This window comes from Bdellovibrio bacteriovorus (genome assembly GCF_025558485.1).
GTDB classification, from domain to species: domain Bacteria; phylum Bdellovibrionota; class Bdellovibrionia; order Bdellovibrionales; family Bdellovibrionaceae; genus Bdellovibrio; species Bdellovibrio bacteriovorus_G.
On sequence record NZ_CP102930.1, the window covers coordinates 951,142 to 973,789 of the forward strand.

Genomic DNA, 22,648 nt, shown 5'->3' on the forward strand with positions numbered 1-22,648 from the left:
TTTGTCTCAAATCAAGACAGTCCTGCAAAAAACTTCTGCATTTTTACCACAATTTACACTGAGAAATCACGGCTGTAATCGTTCAGGCCCTTGCCCGTAAGTCCGATAAGTTCTTTATGAATTTAAGCCGGATACTGGCCGCTATTCTATGCGGTTGTTCTATACTTCTTTCTGGTTGTGGCAGTGGCAATGGCTTTGAAGGCCGTGACGATTCGTCGTCGTCCGAGCCCGCTTCCAACGAACCGCCTTATTATGGCAAACCCACCGATATCGACAACGCTGATGCCGTGACGGTGACAGTCCCTGCGATCTTCCGTTACCGTGGCTTAAGCTTTTCCCCCGGAGTCAGCACAAATGGCCTGACAAATGTCGTAAACGAAGGCATGGCCATCGCCTTTGCTGAATTCCATATTTATGATGCCAGTGGCACTCGCATTCAACAGGGCGAAACCACCACAGACGGAACTGCCGAATTTAAAATTCCAAAAACCGAAGGCACCTACACTATCAAAGTTTTCTCTCGCGCTCAGAACAGTTTTCTGAAAGTCAGCATTCTAAAAGATATTTATGGCAACACTCCGCACTTTGCCTCTTTGGATTTTACGATCACAGCCAGCGATATTACTGCGGGCACCAAGGACCTGACATCAACCCCTGTCATCGCCCAGGCTGATGAAAACCTGTACCCGGGTCTTGAGGGCGGCGCCTTCAATATCATGTACAATATTCTCTTGGCCAACGAATACATCCGTCGCAACATCAGCAAAAATATCATGGTCAGCGGAGTTCCCTCTGCCGATCCTGACAAATGGTGGGTTGCCGACAAGGTGACTGTTTACTGGAAGGCCGGATTTAATCCGTATTCTTATTTTGGTTCCAATTCACCACTGTCTTTTTATTCCCCCGGAGATCGCAAGCTCTTTATCCTGGGTGGTGTCAGCGGTGACGTGAAGTCCTCGGACACCGATCACTTCGATGACTCGGTCATCCTGCATGAATATGGTCACTTCCTTGAAGACGTCTATGGAAACTCGGCTTCTCCGGGTGGGTCCCATAACGGGAACTTCGTAATTGACGCCCGTCTGGCGTGGAGTGAAGGCTGGGCCAACTACCTGCAAGCTGCCGTGCTGACCGGAGCCGATGCTGCGAGTCTTGGCATAGATGAAAGCCGCGTTCCTGATGAAGTTCGCTATCACTACTACGTCGATACTTACGGCTACAAGGGCAATGCAAAATCCGGCGTCAGCATTTCCTTTAACCTTTGGGAAAATGGCGCCACGGCCTCGATGGACAATACAGGAGGCTCAGACCTTGAGGGCACCGGAACCTTCCGCGAAGTCTCTGTCTCCAGAACTCTTTACAAGACAACACGCAAGAACGATGCGGTTTACTCCGGCGCGAATACTGGAGCGGGCGTCGCCTTTGCGGATATCTGGAAAACATTCTCCGGCGAAGACACCTCGGGGCACAGAAAAAATAGCAACCCTCTTGCCACGAGTCTTGTGAATCTGACAAAGTATCCGATTCCGAATGTGGGTCTTTTCAACTATCTGCTTTCCCAAAATATAAACGCCAACAGCAAATGGGACACCATCCTGACGGAAGAAAAACAAAGTAAAACCACCAAAGACTATGCCTACAACCTGACAGCCACCGGAGGTTCCTGCCCGACGACCTTCACTGTCGGCACCAAAGAACTGTCTTTGGGGGGCCTTGCCCGATCCAATCAGCAGGTCAACAATGACTTCTATTTATTCTATTACGATGGTTCCGGCGGAACTTTGGCCATGACCTACACCAGCACACTGCTGAATCTGGATCTGATTCTTTACAAAAAGGACTATATCTATTTTGAGGATGCGCACTGGTATGCAGGATATTCCTCACCCTATATCGTCAGACAAAGTCGCTCGGCAAGCTCAACAACTGAAAGCATCTCTTTAAGCGGTCTTGCCGCCGGTTACTATGTGATCAACGTGAAGATCAATGCCTACAACAAAGAGAACTATCAAATGAGTTCCTCTGCCACATATTCACTGACACGGAATGGAGTCGCCCTATGCGGAAGCGAAAGATAGTTTTCACCGCTGCCTTTATGAGTTTGGCCCTGGGGGCTTCTGTATATTCCTTCTCTGGCAAATCCGAGGAGCGCGCCCCGGCAGCGGCGGAAAAATCAAGCTGGCGCCCACCTCCTGTTGGGAAACATCTGGCAACTTTCCATGTGGAGCTAAAGTCCGAAGCAGACATTCCTGAGGACAGCAGCGATGAAGTCACCCTGGTGGCCCGCGTGCTGGTCAATCAGGATCTGCAAAGCGATTTCAGCTATTCCTGGAGTCTTCCTGAGGGCGTTTCCGTGGTCGATGGAGAAATAGCTGATTCTTTGGCCAACGTAAAATCCGGTCAGGTTGTGGAACTAAAGCTGACTGTTGTGGGGTTCTCTAAAGAAAAGCAAAAGATGATTTCTTTGGGAGTTAAGGCCCATGCAGGCAATGAGGTGCTGGGAAATTCCGCCGTGATCGTGAGCCGCGCTGAGGACACCTTGGAAGCCGGAGCCCCGGAGCTTCGACGTTCCGCTGAAGCTCAGCTGGGGAATGAAACTTTTAAACGTCGTAGAAAATAAAAAAGGACCCGAAAGGGTCCTTTTTTGTTACCTACACCGGAATCACTTCGATTTCCGGATTGAACTGATCTCTTAAAATGCCTTCGATGGCCATCAGTGTGCCGGACGTGGCACTTGGGCAAGTACCGCAAGCCCCCTGATAGAAGACATACAGTTTGTTATCTTCATACTTCACAACATCCAAGTCCCCGCCATCACCCTGCAATCCCGGGCGAACTGTGTGATCAAGGATCTCTTCGATCTGCTGCACTTCCGGCGGCAAACTTGCGCGGCGCAATTTCTTTTCATCCACTTGTGTTTGCTGCGGATTGTGCGCAGGCATTCTGGTCTGAATGACCGAGCAGACGTTTTTCTGAATCTCTTCCGGGTCTGCATCGAAATTGTGTGTGATCGTGATCACGTTCTGGAAGAAGTGAACCTGACGAACCCCGTCCACTTGGAACAAAGACGACGCCAACAAGCTTTGATCAGCCTCTTTTGCGTCAGCATAAGTCGCCTTTCCTTCAGTCAGGACAGGACGATCCAACACAAATTTCCACGCGTTGGGATTTGGGGTCGCTTGAATACGGATGAGTACATCTTGGGTGCTCATAACAACATCTCCCGGGCCTTCGCCACGGCTTTAACTAAAGCATCAATATCTTCATGATTATTATACACGGAAAGAGACGCACGCACAGTGCCCGGCACACCTAAACGCGCCATCAAAGGCTGTGTGCAATGGTGACCGGCGCGAACAGCAACACCTTCCTGATCCAGAATCTGAGCCACATCCGAATGATGAGCCCCCTTCAGGTTGAAGGAAAGAATCGCCCCTTTATCTGCCGCCGTTCCGAATATTTTCACATCCGGAATCGCCAGAAGTTTTTCTGTGGCATCTTTAAGAACTTCCATTTCATAGGCATGGATCTTATCCAGACCGATCTTTTCCACAAAATCCAAAGCCGCATGCAGGCCCACAGCCCCTTCCACATGCGGAGTCCCCGCTTCAAAACGCGTCGGCACGTCATTGAACGTGGTCTTTTCGATCGTGACTTTGGCAATCATGCTGCCGCCCCCTTGATAAGGAGGCATTTGATCCAAAATCGCTTTTTTGCCATACAGAGCACCAAAGCCAAACGGACCAAAAAGTTTGTGGGCAGAAAACACAAAGAAATCACAGTCAATGTCCTGAACATTCACCGGAAGCTGAGACACGATCTGTGCCCCATCCACCAGAACTTTGGCGCCAACTTCGTGAGCCAGACGGGTCAATAGTTTCATGTCCGTGTTTGTGCCCAGCACATTGGATGACGCTGTGAAGGCCACAAGCTTGGTCTTTTCTGACAGCTTGCTTTTGAAATCTTCCAGATTCAGCTCGCCGTTATCATGAATGTCAGCCGCAACCACTTTCGCACCGACTTTTTCCGCGACCATCTGCCAAGGCACGATATTCCCGTGATGTTCCATCACCGTGATCAGAATCTCATCCCCGGCCTTCAAGTTCGCAAGACCCCAGGTGTTGGCCACAAGGTTCACGCCTTCGGTCGTACCACGCACGAAGATGATTTCCTCAGACTGAGCCGCCCCCAGATACTGAGCGACCTTGTGCCTTGCCGCCTCAAAATGCCCCGTCGCCACATCACCCAGGTAATGCGCTCCACGGTGCACATTAGAGGTTTCATAAGAATAAAAATGCGAAATACGATCAATCACGGACTGAGGCTTCAAAGTTGTTGCCCCGCTGTCCAGATAAACCAGCTTCTTGCCATGAACCAACTGGGTCAAAGCCGGAAACTGATTGCGCACATTTAGAAATAACTCGTCCAAATTACCCATAACACTTACCGATTCAGGCTGAGGTGACTGAACGCCTCATCCAAATGGCGAGACAACCAGGTCTGGATGTTCTCGTCGGAAATTTTATAAATCACTTCAGAAAGGAAACCATAACTAAGCATCGGAATGGCTTTTTCTTTCGCAATCGCGCGGGATTGCAGATAGAAAAGCTCTTCGCGATTCAACTGACCCACTGTAGAACCGTGAGCCGCTTTTACATCATCAGCATAGATTTCAAGACAAGGCTTGCTGTCAGCTTCCGCCTTGGTGCTTAAAAGCAGGTTGTTATTCAACTGCGCAGAGTTGGCTTTCTGTGCGCCTTTTTCGATCAGCACCTTGCCGCAGAAGACAGCTTTGGATTCGCCATCCAGAATGCCTTTGTACAACTGGTTGGTATTACATTCACCCACATGGTGATCAATCAACGAGGTGTTGTCCACATGTTGAGAACCACGAACCGCATACACACCCAAGATCTCTGAATTGGAACCCGGTCCATTCAAAACGACATCCAGAGAATGGCGGGACAAAGCCGCCCCGGTTGCAAACGCCAGGCTTTCCAGGTTGGCATTCTTTTCAACCACAATACGGGTACGGCCAATATTGAAAGCTTGTTCGCTTTCTGCCTGTACGCGCACATAACCAACCTTGGCACTGTCTGCGATATGCAGATCAAAAACAGAGTTTACAAAGTACACTGTATCCTGAAGCCCATAGTGGCTTTCCAAAACTTTCACAGAAGATCTGGCACCAACCTCAAGACGAATGCGCGGATGAACCATCAAATTGGTGCCACCTTCATTGGAAGTGAAGAAGATGAAATTCACAGGCTTTTCCACAGAAGTTTCTTTGGCAATCGAAACTTCCAAAGCCTTGGTCAGATAAGCGCCGTTTAAGGCATCAAAGGCATCGTCAAATTGAGCCGGATACTGATCCGGTTCGCGCAACACCACGCCCGCTGGCAAATCCGCAGACAAGGTTTTATTCAAAACACCATTAAAGAAAACAATATTGGTGAAGTCAGAATTCAAACGTGCCTTGATTTGCAAAAGAGTTTCATGGCTGGGCTCAAAAGACGTGATCCCGCTGGAAACAAATCCTGCTTCACCAATCGCTTTTACGCTGGTGTAGTGCCAGTCTTCATCTTTGCGGGTCGGCAAACCCTTGTTCAGAGCATAGTCATAGCCCGCCTGACGGAAGGTGGCCAAAGCCCCTTGTGCCGGGTTGGACTGACTAAATCTGTCGTAAGTTGATAGTAAGTTCATAGTTCTTATTCCCACGGTCGATTAGTTAATCAACCAGTCGTAACCTTTTTCTTCCAGCTTCAACGCCAAAGAGCTGTCGCCCGTTTCAATGATTTTTCCATTCACCAGCACGTGAACAAAGTCCGGCTTGATATAATCCAGAAGTCTTTGATAGTGAGTCACCAAAACAATCGCATTGTCCTTGCGACGAAGCTTGTTCACACCGTCAGACACCACACGCAAAGCATCGATATCCAGACCGGAATCCGTTTCATCCAAAAGCGCCAGACGCGGAGACAACACCGCCATCTGCAAAATTTCGTTTTTCTTTTTCTCACCACCAGAAAAACCTGTGTTCACCGGACGATCCAGATATTCAGGCTTCATGCTGACCAGTTTCATTTTCTGGTAAAGGAATTCACGGAACTCCCCTTCAGGCATTGGCTCGGAACCCTGATGGGCCAACACAGAATTAAAGGCTGTGTGCAGGAAGGTGAAGTTGGAAACACCCGGAACCTCAATAGGATACTGGAAAGCCAGGAAGATGCCTTCTTTGGCTCTTTCATCCGGCTCAAGATCCAACAGGTTGGACATTTGGAAATTCACTTCGTATTTCACTTCGCCCGCAGTCACTTCATACGCCGGGTGCCCTGCCAGCACTTTGGAAAGTGTGGATTTACCGGAACCATTTGGCCCCATGATCGCATGAACTTCGCCCGCCGGGTGCCCTGCCAGCACTTTGGAAAGTGTGGATTTACCGGAACCATTTGGCCCCATGATCGCATGAACTTCGCCAGCTTTCACAGTCAGGTTCAGACCTTTCAGGATTTCTTTTTCTTCAACTCGAGCGTGGAGGTTTTTAATTTCTAACATTTGCTTTACCTTTAATTATTTCTACTTCAGTTCCGCCGCCGATGGCGGCTGCACTCTGTGCGCCCAGCGCACCTAACCAACAGAATTTTCTAACTTCATTTCGATCAATTTCACTGCTTCGACAGAGAACTCCAACGGAAGTTCTTTGAAGACTTCCTTACAGAAGCCATTCACCAGCATTGAAATGGTCTTTTCCATATCCAGACCGCGGGACTGAAGATAGAAGATCTGGTCTTCGCTGATTCGGGAAGTCGTCGCTTCGTGTTCAATCGTCGCTGTTTTGTTTTTTACTTCAATATAAGGGTATGTGTGCGCGCTGCTTTGATCACCCACCAGCATGGAATCACACTGGGAATAATTACGCGCATTTTCCGCTGACGGCAGAATCTTCACCTGCCCACGATAGGCGTTGGAGGATTTGTCCGTGGAAATACCTTTGGAGATGATCGTGCTCTTGGTGTTTTTACCAATATGGATCATTTTCGTTCCGGTATCGGCTTGCATCAAATCGTGAGTCAATGCCACAGAGTAGAAAGCCCCTTCGGAACCTTCCCCCTGCAGGATGCAGCTTGGATATTTCCAAGTGATCGCCGAGCCGGATTCAACCTGAGTCCAGGAAATCTTGGAATACTTACCCAAAGCTTTTCCACGCTTGGTCACAAAATTATAGATACCGCCACGGCCTTCTTTATCGCCCGTGTACCAGTTCTGCACTGTGGAATATTTAATCTCTGCATTATCCAAAGCCACCAGTTCAACAACGGCGGCGTGAAGCTGGTTTTCATCACGTTGAGGCGCGGTACAGCCCTCAAGGTAATTCACATAACCACCTTCATCACATACCAGCAAAGTTCTTTCAAACTGACCGGTATCCTTCGCGTTGATACGGAAATAAGTGGAAAGATCAATCGGGCAACGCACCCCTTTGGGGATGTAACAGAACGATCCATCAGTGAAGACAGCTGCATTCAAAGCTGCATAGAAATTATCCGTGTGCGGAACCACAGAGCCCAGATATTTTTTCACCAATTCTGGATGTTTATGAATGGCCTCAGAAATAGAACAGAAGATCACTCCGGCTTTATCCAGAACTTCAGTGTGAGTCGTGCCCACCGAAACAGAGTCAAAAACCACATCCACAGCAATGCCCGAGATACGCTTTTGTTCTGTCAAAGGAATGCCCAGCTTCTCAAAAGTTTTGATAAGTTCCGGGTCCAGGTCGTCCAGGGATTTTGGTTTGTCGGCTTCGTCTTTCGCCTTTTTAGGAGCGGAGTAATAACGAATCGCCTGGAAATCAACTGGCGGATAAGAAACGTGCGCCCAGGTGGGCTCCACCATGGTCAGCCAGTGACGGAACGCCTTCAGGCGATATTCCAGCATCCATTCAGGTTCATTCTTTTTTGCAGAGATCAGGCGAATGATGTCTTCATTCAGACCCAACGCCACCTGATCGGTTTCAATGTCTGTGGTGAAACCGTATTTGTATTCGTAACTTTCCAGAGGGTTGTTGGAATTTTTGTTGTTATCCATGAGCCACCACCTCTGTGGATTTTTTTGCTGGCATAGCCACTTTTCCTACTAATAGTTCTTTCAGGCTCAGGCTCTTATAGAATTCCGTAAGTCTGTGATTCAAATCTGTGATCGGGGATACAATGTTGCAGGTGCCTTGAATTTCGCAGGGAGCTTCTTTGTGAAGACATTTGACCAACGCCGTGGGGCCTTCGATCACTTCGACAAGATCGTGGATGGAAACTTTCGCCAGATCTTTGGTGATCTGATAGCCGCCATTGGCTCCGTATTCGGCGCGCAAAAAGCCGCCCTTTTGGGCCATTTGCTGCATCACACGAGCAGTTGCATCAAACGGAGTATGAAAAGCGTCAGACACTTCCTTGGCTGTGGTCAGCTCTCCGGGCATCTTTTGGCTCATATACTTTAAAGCCATTAAAGCATACTCAAGCTTGCGGTTGATTTTATTCATAAAAGGTTCCTTCTGCGGACACTGTATGGCCTTCTATCTAATAGAAAGCCAATTGAAAAACAAGATGAAATACGCCTAATTTTAGCGTATTTAAGATCATGACAGGATTCTTTCCTTTGGTTTTGAAAAAATGTGCTGATTTCAAAGTCTTAGGGTGCTATACGAAAGTCCTATGAGAATCCTTTTCATTACCGTTTGTAGCTTCCTGGTCCTTGGTGTTCTTATTTTGATGGCCCGTATTTGGGGTGATGCTCAGAACTACCCTCTTTACGAACATGCCTTCTTTTCTGGCCCCGCTCCGATTGTGATCGTAAAAGCCGACACTTTGGATAAGGTGCAAGAGGCCGTTAAGCTAAAATCCGACGTCGCAATCTGGGCTGATGTGCGCATGTCCCGGGACAAGATTCCTTTCATTTTGCCTTCCTCCCGGGATATCGAGTTTTTGAAGGCGAAAGAGGAAGAACAGAAAGCCAACCCCACAACTCCGATCATGATTGGCAGCAAACTGTCTGAATATCCGTGGGAGCAAATCAACGAGTTCTATAAGAACACTCCGGCCCTGAAGGAATACTACGAACAGTTCCCGCAGACCCGCTTTGTCCTGAACATCGTGGATAACGTGCATGACGTGCATTCCGCAGTGGTGGAGGCCATTGAAGGCTTTTCCCCCAAAGATCGCACGCTGATTCAAAGTGACGCCCTGGTGGTGATGAGTTCTGTGAAAGAACTAAAACCGGAATGGGTGTACGGCACCAGCACGCCGGATATTATGAGACTTCTTACATTTGATTCTCTATATATTCTTTCTTCCACACAGTTCAAAGGTGATGTCTTCATTGCCCCGTTCACTTTGCTGAAACGACCGGCCTTTAATGAAAACGTTATCGTGGAAATGCGTCGTCGCAACAAAAGAATCTTCCTGGGACCCATCCAAACTTCCGAACAGTTTGCTGAGGCGAGTCGCTATAAAGCTGACGGACTGATCACAGAGAATCTTCCAGAATTGCTACAGCTCCTAAACCAAGGTCCTGCCCAATAGGTTGATCCCAATTGCATTTGGGCATATCTTTTTACTGACAGACAGAAGCTCTAACAGCTGTCCGCCGGAGGTCCAGATATGTCCGCTTTTAATTTCATCAACGTGGCTGAAGCCGCACCTTCTGTTTCGGTGAACACCAGCTCCATCGATGCAATCGCACAAGCCAGTCCCGTCGTTCAGCTGACTCTGTTGATGCTGATCATCATGTCCATTTTCTGCTGGGCTATTGGTTATTCCAAATTCGTGACTTTTAAAAACATGAAGCAATCCGACGAACTGTTCATGAGCAAGTTCTGGAAAGTAAATTCCCTGGACACACTTTTTGAAGACATCGACCAGTATAAAGACTCTTCCATCGCGCGCGTGTTCAAAGCCGCTTATCTGGAAATGAAAAAGATCTCTGAATCCCCGCTGCTTTCCAAAACCGAAGGTGATAAACCGATTCTGTCGGGGATCGACAACCTTGAGCGTGTTTTGAACAAAGCCACTGAAAGCGAGATTTCCAAAATTGAATCCCGCCTGACAGTTCTGGCCACAACAGGTTCCACCGGTCCCTTCATTGGTTTGTTCGGAACAGTTTGGGGGATCATGGGGTCCTTCCACAAAATCGGTCAAACTGGAACTGCCAGCCTGGCGGTTGTGGCTCCGGGGATTTCCGAGGCTTTGATTGCAACTGCGATTGGTTTGGCGACAGCGATTCCGGCGGTTGTTCTTTATAACAACTTTATCTCTAAAATTCGCAAGCAGGAAATTGCTCTGAATAACTTCAGTGCGGACTTCCTGAACATTGTTAAGCGTAACTTCTTTCAAGGAAACTAAGTCATGGGAATGAGTGGCGGCGGCGGAAAAAGCCGGGCGACATTAAGTGAAATCAATATCACGCCCCTGGTGGACGTGATGCTGGTTTTGCTGATCATGTTCATGGTGACGACTCCTTTAATGCAACAGGGGATTGAGGTGGATCTGCCAAAGACCTCCTCGTCCGGTGTTGAAGTGAATGAAGAGCCTTTTGTATTGGTCATCAATTCGGATCAACGAATGACGATTGCCAAACAAAAGATCGCCATGAATGAACTTCGTCCAAAACTCAAAGCAATCTTTGAGCACAAGAAGAACAAACAAGTATACATCCAGGCAGACCGCAAGGTGGACTATGGCTTCGTCGCGGAAGCTATGGCCGAAGTGCGTGCCGCCGGGATCTTTAACATTGGCCTGATCACACAACCTAAAGACCAGTGAACTACTTAGAAGAAAACGAGCAGCAGAAAAACGACGAACAAGTCACCCGCGGCATAGGGATCTCCTTTGCCCTGCACGCACTTGTTATTTCGATCTTCACGCTAAAGACCGTGTTCTTTACACAGGAAACCATTGATTTCACACAAGCCGTGCGTGTGGATATGGTGGGTCTGCCGGACAAAACTCCACCAAAGGATCTGGCACCCCCGGCCAAAGAAAATCCGAAACCAGCTCTGCCTGACAAGGAACCAGCCAAAGAAAAGCCTGTGGAAAAACCACCCGAAAAAGTGGCAGAGAAAAAAGCGGAGCCCAAACCAGAGCCAGTCAAACTTCCTCCGGCAAAACCAAAGGAAGAGGGCGTGAATCTGGAAAAGGTCAAAGCCAAGCAGCAAAACGCTCTGGACAAACTAAAAGCCATGGCAGCTTTGGAAAAGATCAAAGAAGACGTCGCTGAAGAAAAGAAAAAAGTCGCGGCTAATGCCGGAACTGGTAAAGCCGATACGGGTGCTGCGCCCATCAAGGGCAATGTCGTGTCGCCTGGCAGTTCACTGACCGGGATCGCGAAACTTCAGAACGACAGCTATATTTCTGATCTGGATCGTCATATTAAGCAGAATTGGACCATTCCTGAATGGCTGTCCAAAAAAGACTATAAAGCCCAAGTGCGTCTGTTCATTGATTCACGCGGCAATATTTTAGGTAGAAAAATTGTTAAATCCAGTGGCAATCCCAGCTACGATGAAGAAGTATTAGCAACCATTGATCGTTCGGCGCCTTTCCCGGCTCCACCGGAAAAATTGATCGCCGTATTCTCTGTGGACGGAATCCTGATTGGGTTCCCGGAATAATTAGGAGGACATCATGATGAAGCAGATTTTGGCCTTGATTCTGATTTTAGGCCTGTCACCCCTTATCTCTCAGGCGCAATCCAATGGCATCTATATCAAGATGGGTGAAGCACGTACAAAGAAAAGTCTGATGGCTTTTCCACCACTGCAATACTCAGGGTCCCCGTCCACGGCGTCCCGCAATCAGGGTGTGGGCATTGAGATTTTCAACACCATCACCAATGACTTAAGCGTTTCCTCTTACTTCCAGTTCATCAATCAAAGTGCCTTTCTTGAAGACACTGCCAAAACAGGTTTGATGCCAGCCCCGGGTCTGCCTAATGGCTTCAAATTCCAAAGCTGGTCTTCTATTGGAGCTGATTTCCTGGTCCGTGCCGCCTATTCCGTGGTTGGTAACGAAGTGACCTTGGAAACTTACACATATCACGTGCCTCGTGCGGCGTTGGTCTTAGGCAAGAAGTATAAAGGCCCGACTTCCAGCGCCCGCCGTATTGCGCACACGTTCTCTAACGATGTTCTTAAAGCTCTGACCGGTGAAGAAGGTCCGTTCCTTTCCCGCGTGGTGGTTTCCAGTGATCGCGCTGGCGGCCAAAGCAAAGAAATCTTTGTGATGGACTGGGATGGCGCCAACAGTGAACAGGTTTCCCGTCATCGCAGTATCGCAATCTCTCCAGCATGGTCTCCGGACGGCAAGAAGATTGCTTACACTTCATATGTAAAACGCGTCGGCTCTAAATTCAGAAATGCTGATATGCTGCTGTTGGACCTGACAACCGGGAAAAGATCCTTGATCTCTTACCGTCAGGGGATCAACTCAGGTGCGTCTTTTTCCCCGGATGGTCGCAATATCTATCTGACGATTTCTCAAGGGACAAGCCCTGACATCTATAAAATGACTTTGGATGGAACTTTGGTTGGAAAAATCACCAATGGTCCTTCCGGTGCTTTGAATGTGGAACCGAATGTTTCCAACTCCGGTCAATTGGCGTTTTCTTCAGACCGCGCGGGTCGCCCGATGATCTATACGGCCAATGGTGATGGTTCAGCATTAAAGCGTATAGATCATCGGGCGTGTTGAAGACGCTTTCAAAAACCGTCTTTTGAAAACTTTGGTAAAGGAAAACCCGGTTGAAGTTCCACCTTCTTTGATGAAAGAACAAAAAGCTTCTTTGGTTGAAGACTTCAAAAAACGCATGACTGAACAAGGCATGGGTCCAAACGATTTCGCTTCTTACGTTGAAAAATGGGATGGCGACTTTGAAAAAACAGCCGCTGAAATGATCCAGTCTTCCTTCCTTGTGGATGCTATCGCGAAGAAACACGATTTGTTCTGCAAAAAAGAAGACCTGGATGCGAAATTTGCTGAGTACGCTCAACAAACTGGTATCGAAGAATCCCGTATCAAGGAATTCTACGGTCGTCCGGAACAGGCTTCCCGCCTGACTTACATGCTGACTGAAGAGAAAGTGATCGCTTTCCTGAATAAGTCCGTGAAAGTAAAAGAAGTTCCAGCGGGTTCTTTGAAAGAAGAAAACCACTAGTTTCTGATTGAACATCGGGCCCGTCAGGCATTTGTCTGGCGGGCTTTTTTTTGCCCGGAATTTACTTATGGAGTTTGGAAAACTTTCCTCCATCGCGAATGTTGATTGGTCACTGCCACCGGATGACGGAGCTTCGGTTGCGTATTTGCAAAAGCTTCCGCGCCCCACACAACCCACCCGCTTCCTTTTGGGCACCCCTGCGTGGGGACACAAGGAATGGATCGGCAAGATCTATCCAGAGAAAACCAAACCGACGGAGTATCTGTCCTATTACTCTCAGAACTACGACACGATCGAACTGAACACGTCTCACTATCGCATTCCCAATCACGAACAAGTCTTAAAGTGGCGGGAACAGGTGACACCGCAGTTTCAGTTTTGTCCCAAAGTGTTTCAGGGGCTTTCGCATTCTGAACAAGGCATGCTGGATAAATCCCTGCTGAAAGAATGGCTGCGTTTTGTGGAAAGCCTGCAAGAGCATCGCGGCCCTTGTTTTATTCAATTCCCTCCGCACTTTGACTATTCCCACAAGGCGGCTCTGTTTTATTTCCTGCAACAATGGCCGAAAGAATTTGAACTGGCTTTGGAATTCCGTCACCCCAGTTGGTTTAAAGACCGTCAGATTCTGCCCGCGCTTACACAATATCTGCAAACTCGTGGGCTGGGACTGGTGATCACCGATGTGGCCGGCCGCCGCGACGTCTTACACACCTCGATCAGTGCGCCTTTCACAATGTTAAGAATCATCGGCAATAATCTGGACCCCAGCGACTACACTCGTTCTTTGGAATGGGCTCGTCGGCTCAGTCAATGGAGTCGGGCCGGGCTTCAAAGAGTTTATTACTTCGTGCATGAACCTGACGACATCAACAGCCCTGAAATGACTCAAGCCCTGATCCAATACCTGAATGAAGAATGCGACGCGAGCTTGTTACCCTTGAAATGGTGCGCCACCCTTTAGCCGGGGTACGGACTTACTTATGGTAGTGCAACCGCGTTAATGATCTCCGCTTGGCCGTGCAATTGCACAACTCCACACTATGCCAAGAAAACCTCTTTTATATACAGATGAAGCTCCCTATCACATAACAGCCCGATCCAATAATCAGGATTGGTTCTATCTTCCCGCGCGAGACTGCTGGCACCTATTTCGGCGGGGGCTCAACCATATTCACAACGAATTTGGCTTTGAAATTCACGCATTCGTTCTGATGAGCAATCACTACCATCTTATCGGGCAGTGCTCCAAGGAGCATGACCTAGGCGAGGTTATGGGCTGGCTGCAAAAATTCATCAGCAAGCAGATCAACCGAAGAACGGGCCGGATCAATCATGTCTTTGGAGGTCCCTATAAAGCCAGTCTAATTCTTCATCCCTATCACTATAGAAACGTATATAAATATGTCGCAAGAAATCCGGTAAAGGCAGGGTTGAGCTCGATAGTCGAAGACTACAGCTACTCCACATTTAGTCGAAAAAATGAGAAAGGTGACTTCATCTTAGTTACGACACCACTTCATTGGCTCGATTCAGTGCCGAGATGTCGGAGTGAAAAATCACACTGGTTAAATCAAAACTTCGAGGAAAGACACTACGACGTGCTGAGAGAAGGCCTGAAGAGAACTATATTCAAAGCGCAAGACCGCTCAACAAGGACAGACCCATTTATTACGCAAGTGCACAACCATAAGTAAGTCCGTACCTATTGGCAGTTGTTAAATTCGCGGAAGTAACGTTGGCAGATGGAATACTGCGAACTGCAATCGTTGATGTCAGTGGACTGATAGGTCGTTGGAGGGCATTCTTTCGGCGCACCCTTACTGACCATGGCTGTGAATGTGCCTTCGGCGTAAACAGCATTATTTCCCAACAAGCGATAGTTCACTTTGTTCGTGCCATTTTCCAATAAAGGCTTTTGGAACAGCGTTGAAATCCAAAGGTTGAAAGCATCTTCGCTGCGACCACGGGACCCAATGTAGTCTTCTGTTTTACTGCGACTGGAACCATCCTGATGGAAAGCCACAAGCTCCACCTTGGTAGCTCGCCCGTCACGAGGACCGACGAAATAATCGTAAGCATTCGGAGACAAAACAAGATCGCGGCAGGTGTACACCGCAGATCCACTGCCATTGAATCCACCACACATCACACGAACTTGTCCTTGAATAGGTACTGCTGTGAGAGAGTTGCCTTTTTCAAAACCAACATGTTGAGCCTGTGAAACAGATCCCACGAACATGCCTAAGGCTATGATAAACTTGGTCTTTTTAAACATGAAAGGCCCCCTCTGCCTTGCTTGTTGCGGTAGAGTAGGGCCTCTAAATTCCTTAATCAATAACTAGCGCGTCAAAGCTTTCAGGGTGTCCCAAGCCTTCAGATAGCTAAATGCTTGATATGCCTGATAGTCTGTCTTGAACAGTTTGTCGCGTGGCGAAAGCTTCTCTTCTTTTTTTGATCCCACGTCTTTCCACCAAGCTAACGCACCCTCTTCCGCGCCTTGTTTTACGTCAAGTTTTTCCGCGGCTTTCTCACGATCGCCCTTCAAATGACCGGCGATGTCGCCCTCACGAGTTGTCACAGATTTCACGATCGCTTTAGAGAATGCATCTGTATCCACGTCTTCGATTTCAATGTCAGGATGAATACCTTCGGCCTGAATGGAAACTCCACTTGGCGTATAGTAGCGCGCCACAGTCAGCTTCAAACCACTGCCGTCACCCAGTTTGATCACGGACTGCACAGAGCCTTTTCCGAATGTTCTTTGACCAACAATCAAAGCGCGTTTGTTGTCTTGCAAAGCACCAGACACGATTTCACTGGCACTGGCTGTGTATTCGTTCACCAGAATCACGATTGGGAAATTGGTGTATTGACCTTTTTTAGTGGCCGTCGCAATTTCTTTTTCGTTTTTGTTACGACCAATGGTGCTGACAATCGTGCCTTCTTTCAGGAACATATCACTGACCTTGATGGCCTGATCCAACAAACCACCGGGATTTCTTCTCATGTCGATAAGCAATCCGGACATTTTGTTTTTATTGTTCTTCATATGATTTTCCACAACCTTCTGAAGGTCCTTGGATGTATTTTCAATGAAGCTCGTGATTTTCACATAGGCAAAGCCATCGCCCAAATCCGTGTATTTCACAGACTTGATTTTCACACTGCCGCGAACAACGGTGATATCACGCGGCTTTTCTTCACCATCACGAACCACACGCAGAACAATTTTGCTGCCTTTCTTTCCACGCATCATTTGCGAGGCTTCAACCAAACTCATACCCTTGGTGCTGGTGCCGTCGATACCCACAACTTTATCCCCAGCCTTGATCCCCGCTTCCCAGGCTGGCGCATCCTCGATCGGAGAAATAATCGTCAGAATACTGTTTTGAATGGAAATCTCGATCCCCAGACCCCCGAACTCCCCACTGGTTTCGGTTTCAAAGTCCTTGAACATTTCCGGCGGCATGAAGTTCGTGTGCGGGTCTAATTCACGCAGCATCCCTTTGATCGCGCCATAGACCAGCTTTTTGGTGTTCACTTCCTCCACGTAGTATTGCTGAATCAGATTCAGCACTTTACTGAAGTTCTGAAGATCCGCATATCTTTCCTGGGCGAAGGCTCTTACTTGAAAACCTGTTTCTGCCATGACAAATAAAACCAGCAGAAGGGCACCACCCAGTATGTAGGTTTTCCAGTAGCGTTTGAGTGATTGCATAGTGTTAGAGTCCTTTCATCCACTGTTGCGGGTCGTAGGGTTCGGAAAAATGTCTAATTTCAAAATACAGTCCAGAGGAGCCTTCCATCGGAGCCTCGCCCACCTGAGCAAGAACCTGTGATCCTGTGACCTCGTCACCGGCATTCACCTTCACATCCTGAGTATGAGAATAAACGCTGTAGTAATGATCACCATGATCCACGATCAACGTCGTTCCAAAGCCGGGAATGTGTCCCACATAAGAAATCCTTCCATCAAACACAGCTTTGACGTTGCTGCCCCTGGCTGCGGCGATGAAGACACCTTTGTGTGTTAAAGTATAGGGATGTTCTTGGCCTTTCATAAGTCCAAATTTGTGGATAACCACACCTTCCAAAGGCGTCGGTAAAGCTCCTTTTTGGTCGGCAAAAGAGGGCTTAAAGAGCAAATCAAAGAGTCCGGCATCCTCTATATTATATTGCAGCGATTTCTCACGAAGGCCGTTGATCTTATTAAGAGCAAACATCTTGTTCTTTCTGATCCCATCCAGAAGCTTGCCTTTAAGGTCCTGCTCTTTGCGCAAAGCCTTTTCCTGATTTGCGATTTTTAGCTCAACAGATTTCAGGCCTTCCAGCTTCTGTGCCAGACTTTTCCTTTTGGATTCCAAATCCTTAAGGTCCTTGGAGTAATTCTTAATCAGCTCCAGATCGCGAGCCGCCACCACACCCAGAATCTTTAAATTTCTTTCCAAAGACACCGAACTGTTGGATGAGAAAACAAAACGCGCAATCGAAGGGCCGCCCAGCTTGTACATGGCACGCAGACGTTCGGCCAGTAACAGTCGCTGCTGTTTGGACTTCTGATCCAGATCCTCGACTTTAACAGTCAGATTACGAACACTGACTTCAAGGAAGGCGCGATCCTGCGACAGCTCCCCTTTTTCAGTCACAATTTTTTTGATTTTCTTATTCAACTGATACAATGCCGACAGCACTTGGCGCTGCTTTACCTCTTCGGCTTCCAGCTTCTTTTTTGTCGCTTCAAAGTCCTTGGCAAGACTATCCACGTCCGTGGATGCTTTTGCCCCCACGGCCCATGCCAGACTTAATGCCAAAAGAATTCGCGACCAAATCAAACTGTTGTCCCCTGACTTCCGGCAAATCCGTCATTAATTCTACGCACGCAAAGATAAGAACCAAAAGCCCCCAACGCCGTACCCACGCAGACAAAAGCCACCAACACGACCGGGCCCAGGAATTCGATATGCTGTCCCAGCTGCAGGAAACTTAACTTTGTCGTCAGCAGATTTTTGATGCCAACATACACCACAAAACACAAAACCATTGCGATCAACGAGGAAGAAACACCCAAGAGGGCCCCTTCCATCAAAAAGGGTTTACGAATCATGGACGGTGTCGCCCCAATCATTTCCAACACCACAATTTCATCCTTGCGAGCCTGCACTGAAGCGCGAATAGCATTGGACATCACAAAGAGCGATGCCAGCAGAATCACCAGACAAAGCGCTTGCAAAGTCAGCTCGATCGCACTGACCAAGGCGGCGTATTTTTCCACCCAGTCCTGTCCGTAACTGACTTCTTCCACTCCCTGAAGTCCTTTGACCTGTTCAGAAAGTTTTTGCAGCACGGGCATTTGATCTGCTGTCGCCACGGAGGATTTTAACTGCACCTGAAAACTTGCCGGAATCAGGCGCAGCAATTCTTCATCCTGCGAAATATCAGGTGCATAGCTTGCCATTTGGGAACGGAAATCCCCCAGGGCCTTTTCCTGAGAAATGAATTTCACGGCACCGACTTCATCGTTTTCCTTAAGGCGCGCCTGAATGTCCTGGCGACCAGAATCAGACAGATCCTGTGCCAGATAGACCGTCATCTGCACGTCTTCACCCCATAAGGTCAGAATATTTCTGAAGTTCTGAGAAATAAGAAGGGCTGCTCCCATCACCACGAAGCAGGCCGTGACGACAACCAATGTGGAAAGCTTTAATGCCCAGTTTTTTTGGGGAGGTCTCATTTCGTATCCCCCACGATCAGTATCCTGACTCTTCACTAAGGCGCGGGTCCAGATTCCCCGTCGGTTCATCGGCAATCAAAACACCCGGTTGGTGAATGATGGCCCGGGCAATGGCGGTGCGTTGCTGCTCTCCGCCGGAAACAAAGTCAGGATACTGATCGTGCTTATGCGCCAGCCCCACCTGTTCCAGAACCTCGTACACTCGGCGCTGAATCGCAGGTGTTTTGTCACCGCGAACCTGCAAAGGCAAGGCGACGTTTTCAAAGATCGTGCGATCCTTAAGAAGCTTGAAATCCTGAAAGATCACACCGATTTTTCTGCGAAAGAATGGGATTTGAGTATCACGAATTGTCAGCAGGTCATGGCCTGCCACTTTCACATCTCCGGAGGTGGCTACATCATAGGCCGAGATCATTTTAAACAGTGTGGTTTTTCCAGCACCGCTGGGGCCGGTCAGAAAGACAAATTCACCCTTGTCGATTCGCAAATCAACATTTTTTAGGGCATGAACCGGGCCGGGATAAGTCTTATAGACGTGAGAGAATTCAATCATCCCTTCATCTTATGAAAGATGCAGGCTGATGAATACTCGCCACAAGTCGAGGTTTTAGAGGGAAAGTCCCTTTTTTAGGAAGTTAAGGCATGCTTCCGGACATCAAGGTATCAATGACCGTACTGTGCTGGCGACGCAGCGCCAACTTGATCGCTTCTTCTGACTGAGTTGAACCCAGTTTCAAGACTGTGTCGTAAGGTGTTTTGATGGTCTTAAGGACCGCACCGTTGCAGAAAATTCTGCTGACCAAATAGGGGTTCTGAACTCCCCAATCCTCTGTCTGAATGTGGTACTTCTGCCCACGCACTGTAATATCCGAATTAAAACCCTTTTGCACCTTCACAAACCTCGAACAAAAAATAGCAGATTTTGCTGTGTTTCTCACCACATTTTTCTTGGATGAGTGTCGAAAAAAATCTAGAGTCAAAGCCTGTCTAAATAAAAGGAGATTTTGCTATGAAATTGTTCTCATTGTCGGCAAGTGTTTTCGCTTTGCTTTGTTCTTTCTCTGCTGTGGCAGCTGAGCCTTTCACTGGTGAAGCAGAAGCGGGTGCGGTTGTTGTCAGTGGCAACAGTGATTCCCAAAGCTATGCCGCAAAGGGAAAAGCTGTCTATACACACGAGAAAAACGTGTACACAGCTTTCGGCCGCTACTTGAAAACTGACTCTAACGGTGTTGAAAGTGCGCGCAACTGGGAAGCTGGTGCCCGTTATGAGCGCGAATTGACCGATTACCTGGGTGTGTTTGCCGGTCAAAAAGCTGAAAGTGACGTGTTCAACGGATATGTTCAAAGGGATTCCACGGATTTGGGTTTGAAGTATTCCCTGATAAAAAGTGATGAAATGAACTGGTTCTTCGAGGTCGGTTATCGTTACCAAAAGACATTGTCCACAGCTGGAACTGTTGCCAACGACAACATGGGCCGTGTGTACACAGAGTTCAATAAAGCTTTGGATAAAACCTTGTCCTTCAAATACTGGGCGGAATATCTGCCAAACTTCACTGAGCCGGATGCTTACCTGTTCAACACAGAGGCTTCTTTGAATGTTATGTTGAATTCTATCTTCTCTCTGAAATTGGCTTACCTATTACAATATCAGAATGAAGTGCCAGCTAGTGGCAAGTACACGACAACTACGACTACAATGAACCTTGTTGCGAAGTTCTAAGAAAGGAACCCACCATGTTTAAAGAGTTCAAAACGTTTATTATGCGCGGCAATGTCCTGGACATGGCCGTTGGTATCATCATTGGTGCCGCCTTCGGTAAGATCGTATCCTCTTTCGTTGCCGATATCCTGACTCCGGTTTTGAGTTTGGGATTGGGCAAAGTTGATTTCTCCAACCTGTTTGTTGCCTTGAATGGCGAGTCCTATGCGACTCTGGATGCTGCCAAACAGGCAGGCGTGGCGACACTCAACTATGGTATTTTCCTGAACATCGTTTTGGATTTCTTGATCGTGGCTTTTGCCATCTTCCTGATCGTGAAAGCGGCTAATAAGATGCAAAAAGCTCCAGAAGCTGCCCCGGTAACAACAAAAGAGTGTCCGGAATGCTGCTCTCAAATTCCTATCAAAGCCCGCAAGTGCCCTAACTGCACAAGCGCAGTCGCTTAATACCTACGAAAGCCCGGCACCCGCCGGGCTTTTCTCATTCTGGGACGTAAACTTTTTGGTCGCCCCTGCCGATAATTGGTACTGCACTTGCATCAGTAACCATCATCGGGGAGGAAATCAAATGAGTACGATTTCAAACTCTAAAAAGAGATCATCTGTCAAATTAGTCATCAATCTTCTGAGCGTGTCTTCCCTTATTATGCCGGCTGTGTCTTTTGCACAGCCAGTAACATCAGGTGTTCAAGTTCAAATTAGCTCGGAAGACTATAAAGCTGACAGGATCAGACAGGAATGCAATAGCGCCCGGGACAAAATTTCTGAAGCAGAAAGAGCGATTGGCACCGCCTGCCGTAAGGCGGGCCTGGGCAGTGGCTCAAACTGCGTGGCAAAAGCGGAATCCTGCGCAGATACCATTGGTGGCGAAGAATTTAGCACTACTGATGCCATTGGAACGGTTCTGGGTCTTCCCATCAATTCAAGTCTGGGCTCTGCCTGCCCACAGATGAATGGTCGCGATTACTATGACGAAATCAAACGTTTGAATCAGGAAGTTAAAGACACTGAAAAAGACATCGCAGATCTTGGACAGGAAAAAGCGGACATCGAAAAAGAGTTCAACGAAAAGATTGCAGACCTTCAAGAGGCTTTGACAGAGGCCCAGCAAGAACTGGAAAAAACCAAAGAGGATCTGGACGCCGAGGAACGCGAACAGCTAGCCAGCTTCCAACAGGCTCAGGTCTCTAACAAAGAACAATTGCGCGCCAAAGGCAGTGAATTGATTTCTCTGCGCAGTGCTCGCACGGCCGCTTTGCGCAACAAAGCAACAAAGATGCTGGAGCTAACCGCTGAAACCAGCAAATACACTTGCAATGGTGAGTATCTAAAAGCCGCGAAAGAATACGGAAATGTAAGCGGCACTTCCAGCAAGAACCACATCAGCAAAGCAAAAGCCCAGAAAGCAGCAGCTCTGGATGCCTATCAAAAATGTCTTAACCGCTTCCAGCAAGCCCGCATTAAAGTCAGCGAAGATACACAGGCCGAAATTGAGGCATTGGACGATAAAATCCGCTCCGCAGAGTCCAGTATGGATGAAATTAACGACACGTTGAATCTGGCTTCAACTCAGCTTCAGCAAATGAAAGACTCTACAGCGAAAAAGAAAACTGCGGCCGAAAAGAAAGTCACAGACCTTATGACTTTGACCCAGCAAAAGATGACGGCAGCTCAGCAAGAGCTACAAACTCGACTTCAGGCGTTGGCAACCCGCCAGGCCAGTTTGCAAAAAGCTCTTACTACTGCATCCAATGAATTGATGACCCTTAAAAACTCTCCGGCGCCAAAGAAGAGTGCAGAATACACAGCAGATGAGGCTTCTTCTGAAATTTCCGGAGAACTTGCCAAAATCAATGGCGTCATCGGCAGTTCAGACCCATCCTGCAACCTCGACAGCGCCTTGGCTTCAGCTAAGGTTAAGAAAAGATCGCGTGACAGTTCTAAAACAAAAGGCGTGCGCGGCAACTAGCCTTCGGGCCAGTGTCCCTAGACCCT

25 protein-coding genes are annotated in these 22,648 nt (G+C 48.0%); 13 read left to right on the top strand and 12 right to left on the bottom strand.

What is annotated here, in order from left to right:
- Positions 1 to 116 precede the first annotated feature (116 nt).
- Both EZJ49_RS04815 and EZJ49_RS04820 read left to right on the top strand, forming a co-directional pair.
- Positions 117 to 2,078, top strand: a complete 1,962-nt coding sequence (locus EZJ49_RS04815; RefSeq protein WP_262554826.1) for a hypothetical protein — start codon at positions 117 to 119, stop codon at positions 2,076 to 2,078.
- Positions 2,060 to 2,620, top strand: a complete 561-nt coding sequence (locus EZJ49_RS04820; protein ID WP_262554827.1) for a hypothetical protein — start codon at positions 2,060 to 2,062, stop codon at positions 2,618 to 2,620. The genes EZJ49_RS04815 and EZJ49_RS04820 overlap by 19 nt, the downstream gene beginning before the upstream one ends.
- A 31-nt stretch (positions 2,621 to 2,651) precedes the next feature.
- Here the strand turns inward: EZJ49_RS04820 and EZJ49_RS04825 are convergent, their stop codons facing one another.
- The 6 genes from EZJ49_RS04825 to EZJ49_RS04850 all read right to left on the bottom strand — a co-directional run bounded on the left by EZJ49_RS04825 (position 2,652) and on the right by EZJ49_RS04850 (position 8,533).
- The gene (locus EZJ49_RS04825) at positions 2,652 to 3,212 is read right to left on the bottom strand and encodes a NifU family protein (RefSeq protein WP_262554828.1); all 561 of its coding nucleotides are present in this window, start codon (positions 3,210 to 3,212) and stop codon (positions 2,652 to 2,654) included.
- Positions 3,209 to 4,438: an aminotransferase class V-fold PLP-dependent enzyme gene (locus EZJ49_RS04830; RefSeq protein WP_262554829.1), complete on the bottom strand. Its 1,230-nt coding sequence runs from the start codon at positions 4,436 to 4,438 to the stop codon at positions 3,209 to 3,211. Before EZJ49_RS04830 ends, EZJ49_RS04825 begins: the two co-directional genes overlap by 4 nt.
- Positions 4,439 to 4,443: 5 nt before the next feature.
- Positions 4,444 to 5,703, bottom strand: coding sequence for a Fe-S cluster assembly protein SufD (gene sufD / locus EZJ49_RS04835; protein ID WP_262554830.1), 1,260 nt, complete (start codon positions 5,701 to 5,703; stop codon positions 4,444 to 4,446).
- Between the two features lie 21 nt (positions 5,704 to 5,724).
- Positions 5,725 to 6,555, bottom strand: a complete 831-nt coding sequence (sufC, locus tag EZJ49_RS04840; protein WP_262554831.1) for a Fe-S cluster assembly ATPase SufC — start codon at positions 6,553 to 6,555, stop codon at positions 5,725 to 5,727.
- 72 nt (positions 6,556 to 6,627) lie between these two features.
- Entirely contained in the window at positions 6,628 to 8,085 is a 1,458-nt protein-coding gene (gene sufB / locus EZJ49_RS04845) for a Fe-S cluster assembly protein SufB (protein ID WP_262554832.1), read from the bottom strand.
- A complete protein-coding gene (locus EZJ49_RS04850) occupies positions 8,078 to 8,533 on the bottom strand; it encodes an RrF2 family transcriptional regulator (protein WP_262554833.1) in 456 nt (151 codons plus the stop codon). Before EZJ49_RS04850 ends, sufB begins: the two co-directional genes overlap by 8 nt.
- 172 nt (positions 8,534 to 8,705) lie before the next feature.
- Between EZJ49_RS04850 and EZJ49_RS04855 the strand changes: the two genes are divergently transcribed.
- From EZJ49_RS04855 to EZJ49_RS16420, 8 genes are all read left to right on the top strand, one after another.
- Positions 8,706 to 9,572, top strand: coding sequence for a hypothetical protein (locus EZJ49_RS04855; protein WP_262554834.1), 867 nt, complete (start codon positions 8,706 to 8,708; stop codon positions 9,570 to 9,572).
- 78 nt (positions 9,573 to 9,650) lie between these two features.
- On the top strand, positions 9,651 to 10,391 hold the full coding sequence (gene tolQ / locus EZJ49_RS04860) for a protein TolQ (protein WP_262554836.1): 741 nt from the start codon (positions 9,651 to 9,653) through the stop codon (positions 10,389 to 10,391).
- A gap of 3 nt (positions 10,392 to 10,394) precedes the next feature.
- Complete coding sequence (locus EZJ49_RS04865) at positions 10,395 to 10,811, top strand: ExbD/TolR family protein (RefSeq protein ID WP_262554838.1); 417 nt, start codon at positions 10,395 to 10,397, stop codon at positions 10,809 to 10,811.
- A complete protein-coding gene (locus EZJ49_RS04870; RefSeq protein WP_262554840.1) occupies positions 10,808 to 11,659 on the top strand; it encodes a TonB family protein in 852 nt (283 codons plus the stop codon). The genes EZJ49_RS04865 and EZJ49_RS04870 overlap by 4 nt, the downstream gene beginning before the upstream one ends.
- Positions 11,660 to 11,672: 13 nt before the next feature.
- Complete coding sequence (locus EZJ49_RS04875) at positions 11,673 to 12,737, top strand: translocation protein TolB (protein ID WP_262554842.1); 1,065 nt, start codon at positions 11,673 to 11,675, stop codon at positions 12,735 to 12,737.
- Positions 12,738 to 12,759: 22 nt separating this feature from the next.
- Positions 12,760 to 13,200, top strand: a complete 441-nt coding sequence (locus EZJ49_RS04880; protein ID WP_262554844.1) for a hypothetical protein — start codon at positions 12,760 to 12,762, stop codon at positions 13,198 to 13,200.
- Between the two features lie 67 nt (positions 13,201 to 13,267).
- Positions 13,268 to 14,161 (top strand): DUF72 domain-containing protein, encoded by an 894-nt coding sequence (locus EZJ49_RS04885; protein ID WP_262554845.1) that lies wholly within the window; start codon positions 13,268 to 13,270, stop codon positions 14,159 to 14,161.
- Between the two features lie 79 nt (positions 14,162 to 14,240).
- Positions 14,241 to 14,894, top strand: a complete 654-nt coding sequence (locus tag EZJ49_RS16420; RefSeq protein WP_410468746.1) for a transposase — start codon at positions 14,241 to 14,243, stop codon at positions 14,892 to 14,894.
- Positions 14,895 to 14,902: 8 nt separating this feature from the next.
- Here EZJ49_RS16420 and EZJ49_RS04890 read toward each other — a convergent pair whose 3' ends face one another.
- The 6 genes from EZJ49_RS04890 to EZJ49_RS04915 form a co-directional block, all read right to left on the bottom strand.
- Positions 14,903 to 15,475: a hypothetical protein gene (locus EZJ49_RS04890; RefSeq protein WP_262554846.1), complete on the bottom strand. Its 573-nt coding sequence runs from the start codon at positions 15,473 to 15,475 to the stop codon at positions 14,903 to 14,905.
- A 63-nt stretch (positions 15,476 to 15,538) separates the two neighbouring features.
- Positions 15,539 to 16,918, bottom strand: a complete 1,380-nt coding sequence (locus EZJ49_RS04895; protein WP_262554848.1) for a S41 family peptidase — start codon at positions 16,916 to 16,918, stop codon at positions 15,539 to 15,541.
- Positions 16,919 to 16,922: 4 nt separating this feature from the next.
- Positions 16,923 to 18,032 (bottom strand): murein hydrolase activator EnvC family protein, encoded by a 1,110-nt coding sequence (locus tag EZJ49_RS04900; protein ID WP_262554849.1) that lies wholly within the window; start codon positions 18,030 to 18,032, stop codon positions 16,923 to 16,925.
- Positions 18,029 to 18,931 carry a cell division protein FtsX gene (locus EZJ49_RS04905; RefSeq protein ID WP_262554851.1) on the bottom strand — a complete coding sequence of 301 codons (903 nt, stop codon included), beginning with the start codon at positions 18,929 to 18,931 and terminating at the stop codon, positions 18,029 to 18,031. Before EZJ49_RS04905 ends, EZJ49_RS04900 begins: the two co-directional genes overlap by 4 nt.
- Before the next feature lie 16 nt (positions 18,932 to 18,947).
- A complete protein-coding gene (gene ftsE / locus EZJ49_RS04910) occupies positions 18,948 to 19,484 on the bottom strand; it encodes a cell division ATP-binding protein FtsE (protein ID WP_262554852.1) in 537 nt (178 codons plus the stop codon).
- Positions 19,485 to 19,566: 82 nt separating this feature from the next.
- Entirely contained in the window at positions 19,567 to 19,821 is a 255-nt protein-coding gene (locus tag EZJ49_RS04915) for a hypothetical protein (RefSeq protein ID WP_262554854.1), read from the bottom strand.
- A 119-nt stretch (positions 19,822 to 19,940) separates the two neighbouring features.
- Between EZJ49_RS04915 and EZJ49_RS04920 the strand changes: the two genes are divergently transcribed.
- From EZJ49_RS04920 to EZJ49_RS04930, 3 genes are all read left to right on the top strand, one after another.
- On the top strand, positions 19,941 to 20,654 hold the full coding sequence (locus EZJ49_RS04920) for a YdiY family protein (RefSeq protein ID WP_262554855.1): 714 nt from the start codon (positions 19,941 to 19,943) through the stop codon (positions 20,652 to 20,654).
- Positions 20,655 to 20,668: 14 nt separating this feature from the next.
- A complete protein-coding gene (gene mscL, locus EZJ49_RS04925) occupies positions 20,669 to 21,100 on the top strand; it encodes a large conductance mechanosensitive channel protein MscL (RefSeq protein ID WP_262554857.1) in 432 nt (143 codons plus the stop codon).
- Positions 21,101 to 21,221: 121 nt separating this feature from the next.
- Entirely contained in the window at positions 21,222 to 22,622 is a 1,401-nt protein-coding gene (locus EZJ49_RS04930) for a hypothetical protein (RefSeq protein WP_262554859.1), read from the top strand.
- The last annotated feature ends 26 nt before the right edge of the window (positions 22,623 to 22,648 follow it).

Excerpts from the sequence above, each read along its gene's own strand:
- EZJ49_RS04875 (WP_262554842.1), top strand. The coding sequence starts at position 11,673 with ATGATGAAGCAGATTTTGGCCTTGATTCTGATTTTAGGCCTGTCACCC.
- mscL (WP_262554857.1), top strand. The coding sequence starts at position 20,669 with ATGTTTAAAGAGTTCAAAACGTTTATTATGCGCGGCAATGTCCTGGAC.
- EZJ49_RS04895 (WP_262554848.1), bottom strand. The coding sequence starts at position 16,918 with ATGCAATCACTCAAACGCTACTGGAAAACCTACATACTGGGTGGTGCC.
- EZJ49_RS16420 (WP_410468746.1), top strand. The coding sequence starts at position 14,241 with ATGCCAAGAAAACCTCTTTTATATACAGATGAAGCTCCCTATCACATA.
- EZJ49_RS04825 (WP_262554828.1), bottom strand. The coding sequence starts at position 3,212 with ATGAGCACCCAAGATGTACTCATCCGTATTCAAGCGACCCCAAATCCC.
- ftsE (WP_262554852.1), bottom strand. The coding sequence starts at position 19,484 with ATGATTGAATTCTCTCACGTCTATAAGACTTATCCCGGCCCGGTTCAT.
- EZJ49_RS04830 (WP_262554829.1), bottom strand. The coding sequence starts at position 4,438 with ATGGGTAATTTGGACGAGTTATTTCTAAATGTGCGCAATCAGTTTCCG.
- sufB (WP_262554832.1), bottom strand. The coding sequence starts at position 8,085 with ATGGATAACAACAAAAATTCCAACAACCCTCTGGAAAGTTACGAATAC.
- EZJ49_RS04890 (WP_262554846.1), bottom strand. The coding sequence starts at position 15,475 with ATGTTTAAAAAGACCAAGTTTATCATAGCCTTAGGCATGTTCGTGGGA.
- EZJ49_RS04885 (WP_262554845.1), top strand. The coding sequence starts at position 13,268 with ATGGAGTTTGGAAAACTTTCCTCCATCGCGAATGTTGATTGGTCACTG.
- sufD (WP_262554830.1), bottom strand. The coding sequence starts at position 5,703 with ATGAACTTACTATCAACTTACGACAGATTTAGTCAGTCCAACCCGGCA.
- EZJ49_RS04920 (WP_262554855.1), top strand. The coding sequence starts at position 19,941 with ATGAAATTGTTCTCATTGTCGGCAAGTGTTTTCGCTTTGCTTTGTTCT.
- EZJ49_RS04820 (WP_262554827.1), top strand. The coding sequence starts at position 2,060 with ATGCGGAAGCGAAAGATAGTTTTCACCGCTGCCTTTATGAGTTTGGCC.
- EZJ49_RS04855 (WP_262554834.1), top strand. The coding sequence starts at position 8,706 with ATGAGAATCCTTTTCATTACCGTTTGTAGCTTCCTGGTCCTTGGTGTT.
- EZJ49_RS04850 (WP_262554833.1), bottom strand. The coding sequence starts at position 8,533 with ATGAATAAAATCAACCGCAAGCTTGAGTATGCTTTAATGGCTTTAAAG.
- EZJ49_RS04815 (WP_262554826.1), top strand. The coding sequence starts at position 117 with ATGAATTTAAGCCGGATACTGGCCGCTATTCTATGCGGTTGTTCTATA.
- tolQ (WP_262554836.1), top strand. The coding sequence starts at position 9,651 with ATGTCCGCTTTTAATTTCATCAACGTGGCTGAAGCCGCACCTTCTGTT.
- sufC (WP_262554831.1), bottom strand. The coding sequence starts at position 6,555 with ATGTTAGAAATTAAAAACCTCCACGCTCGAGTTGAAGAAAAAGAAATC.
- EZJ49_RS04930 (WP_262554859.1), top strand. The coding sequence starts at position 21,222 with ATGAGTACGATTTCAAACTCTAAAAAGAGATCATCTGTCAAATTAGTC.
- EZJ49_RS04865 (WP_262554838.1), top strand. The coding sequence starts at position 10,395 with ATGGGAATGAGTGGCGGCGGCGGAAAAAGCCGGGCGACATTAAGTGAA.
- EZJ49_RS04905 (WP_262554851.1), bottom strand. The coding sequence starts at position 18,931 with ATGAGACCTCCCCAAAAAAACTGGGCATTAAAGCTTTCCACATTGGTT.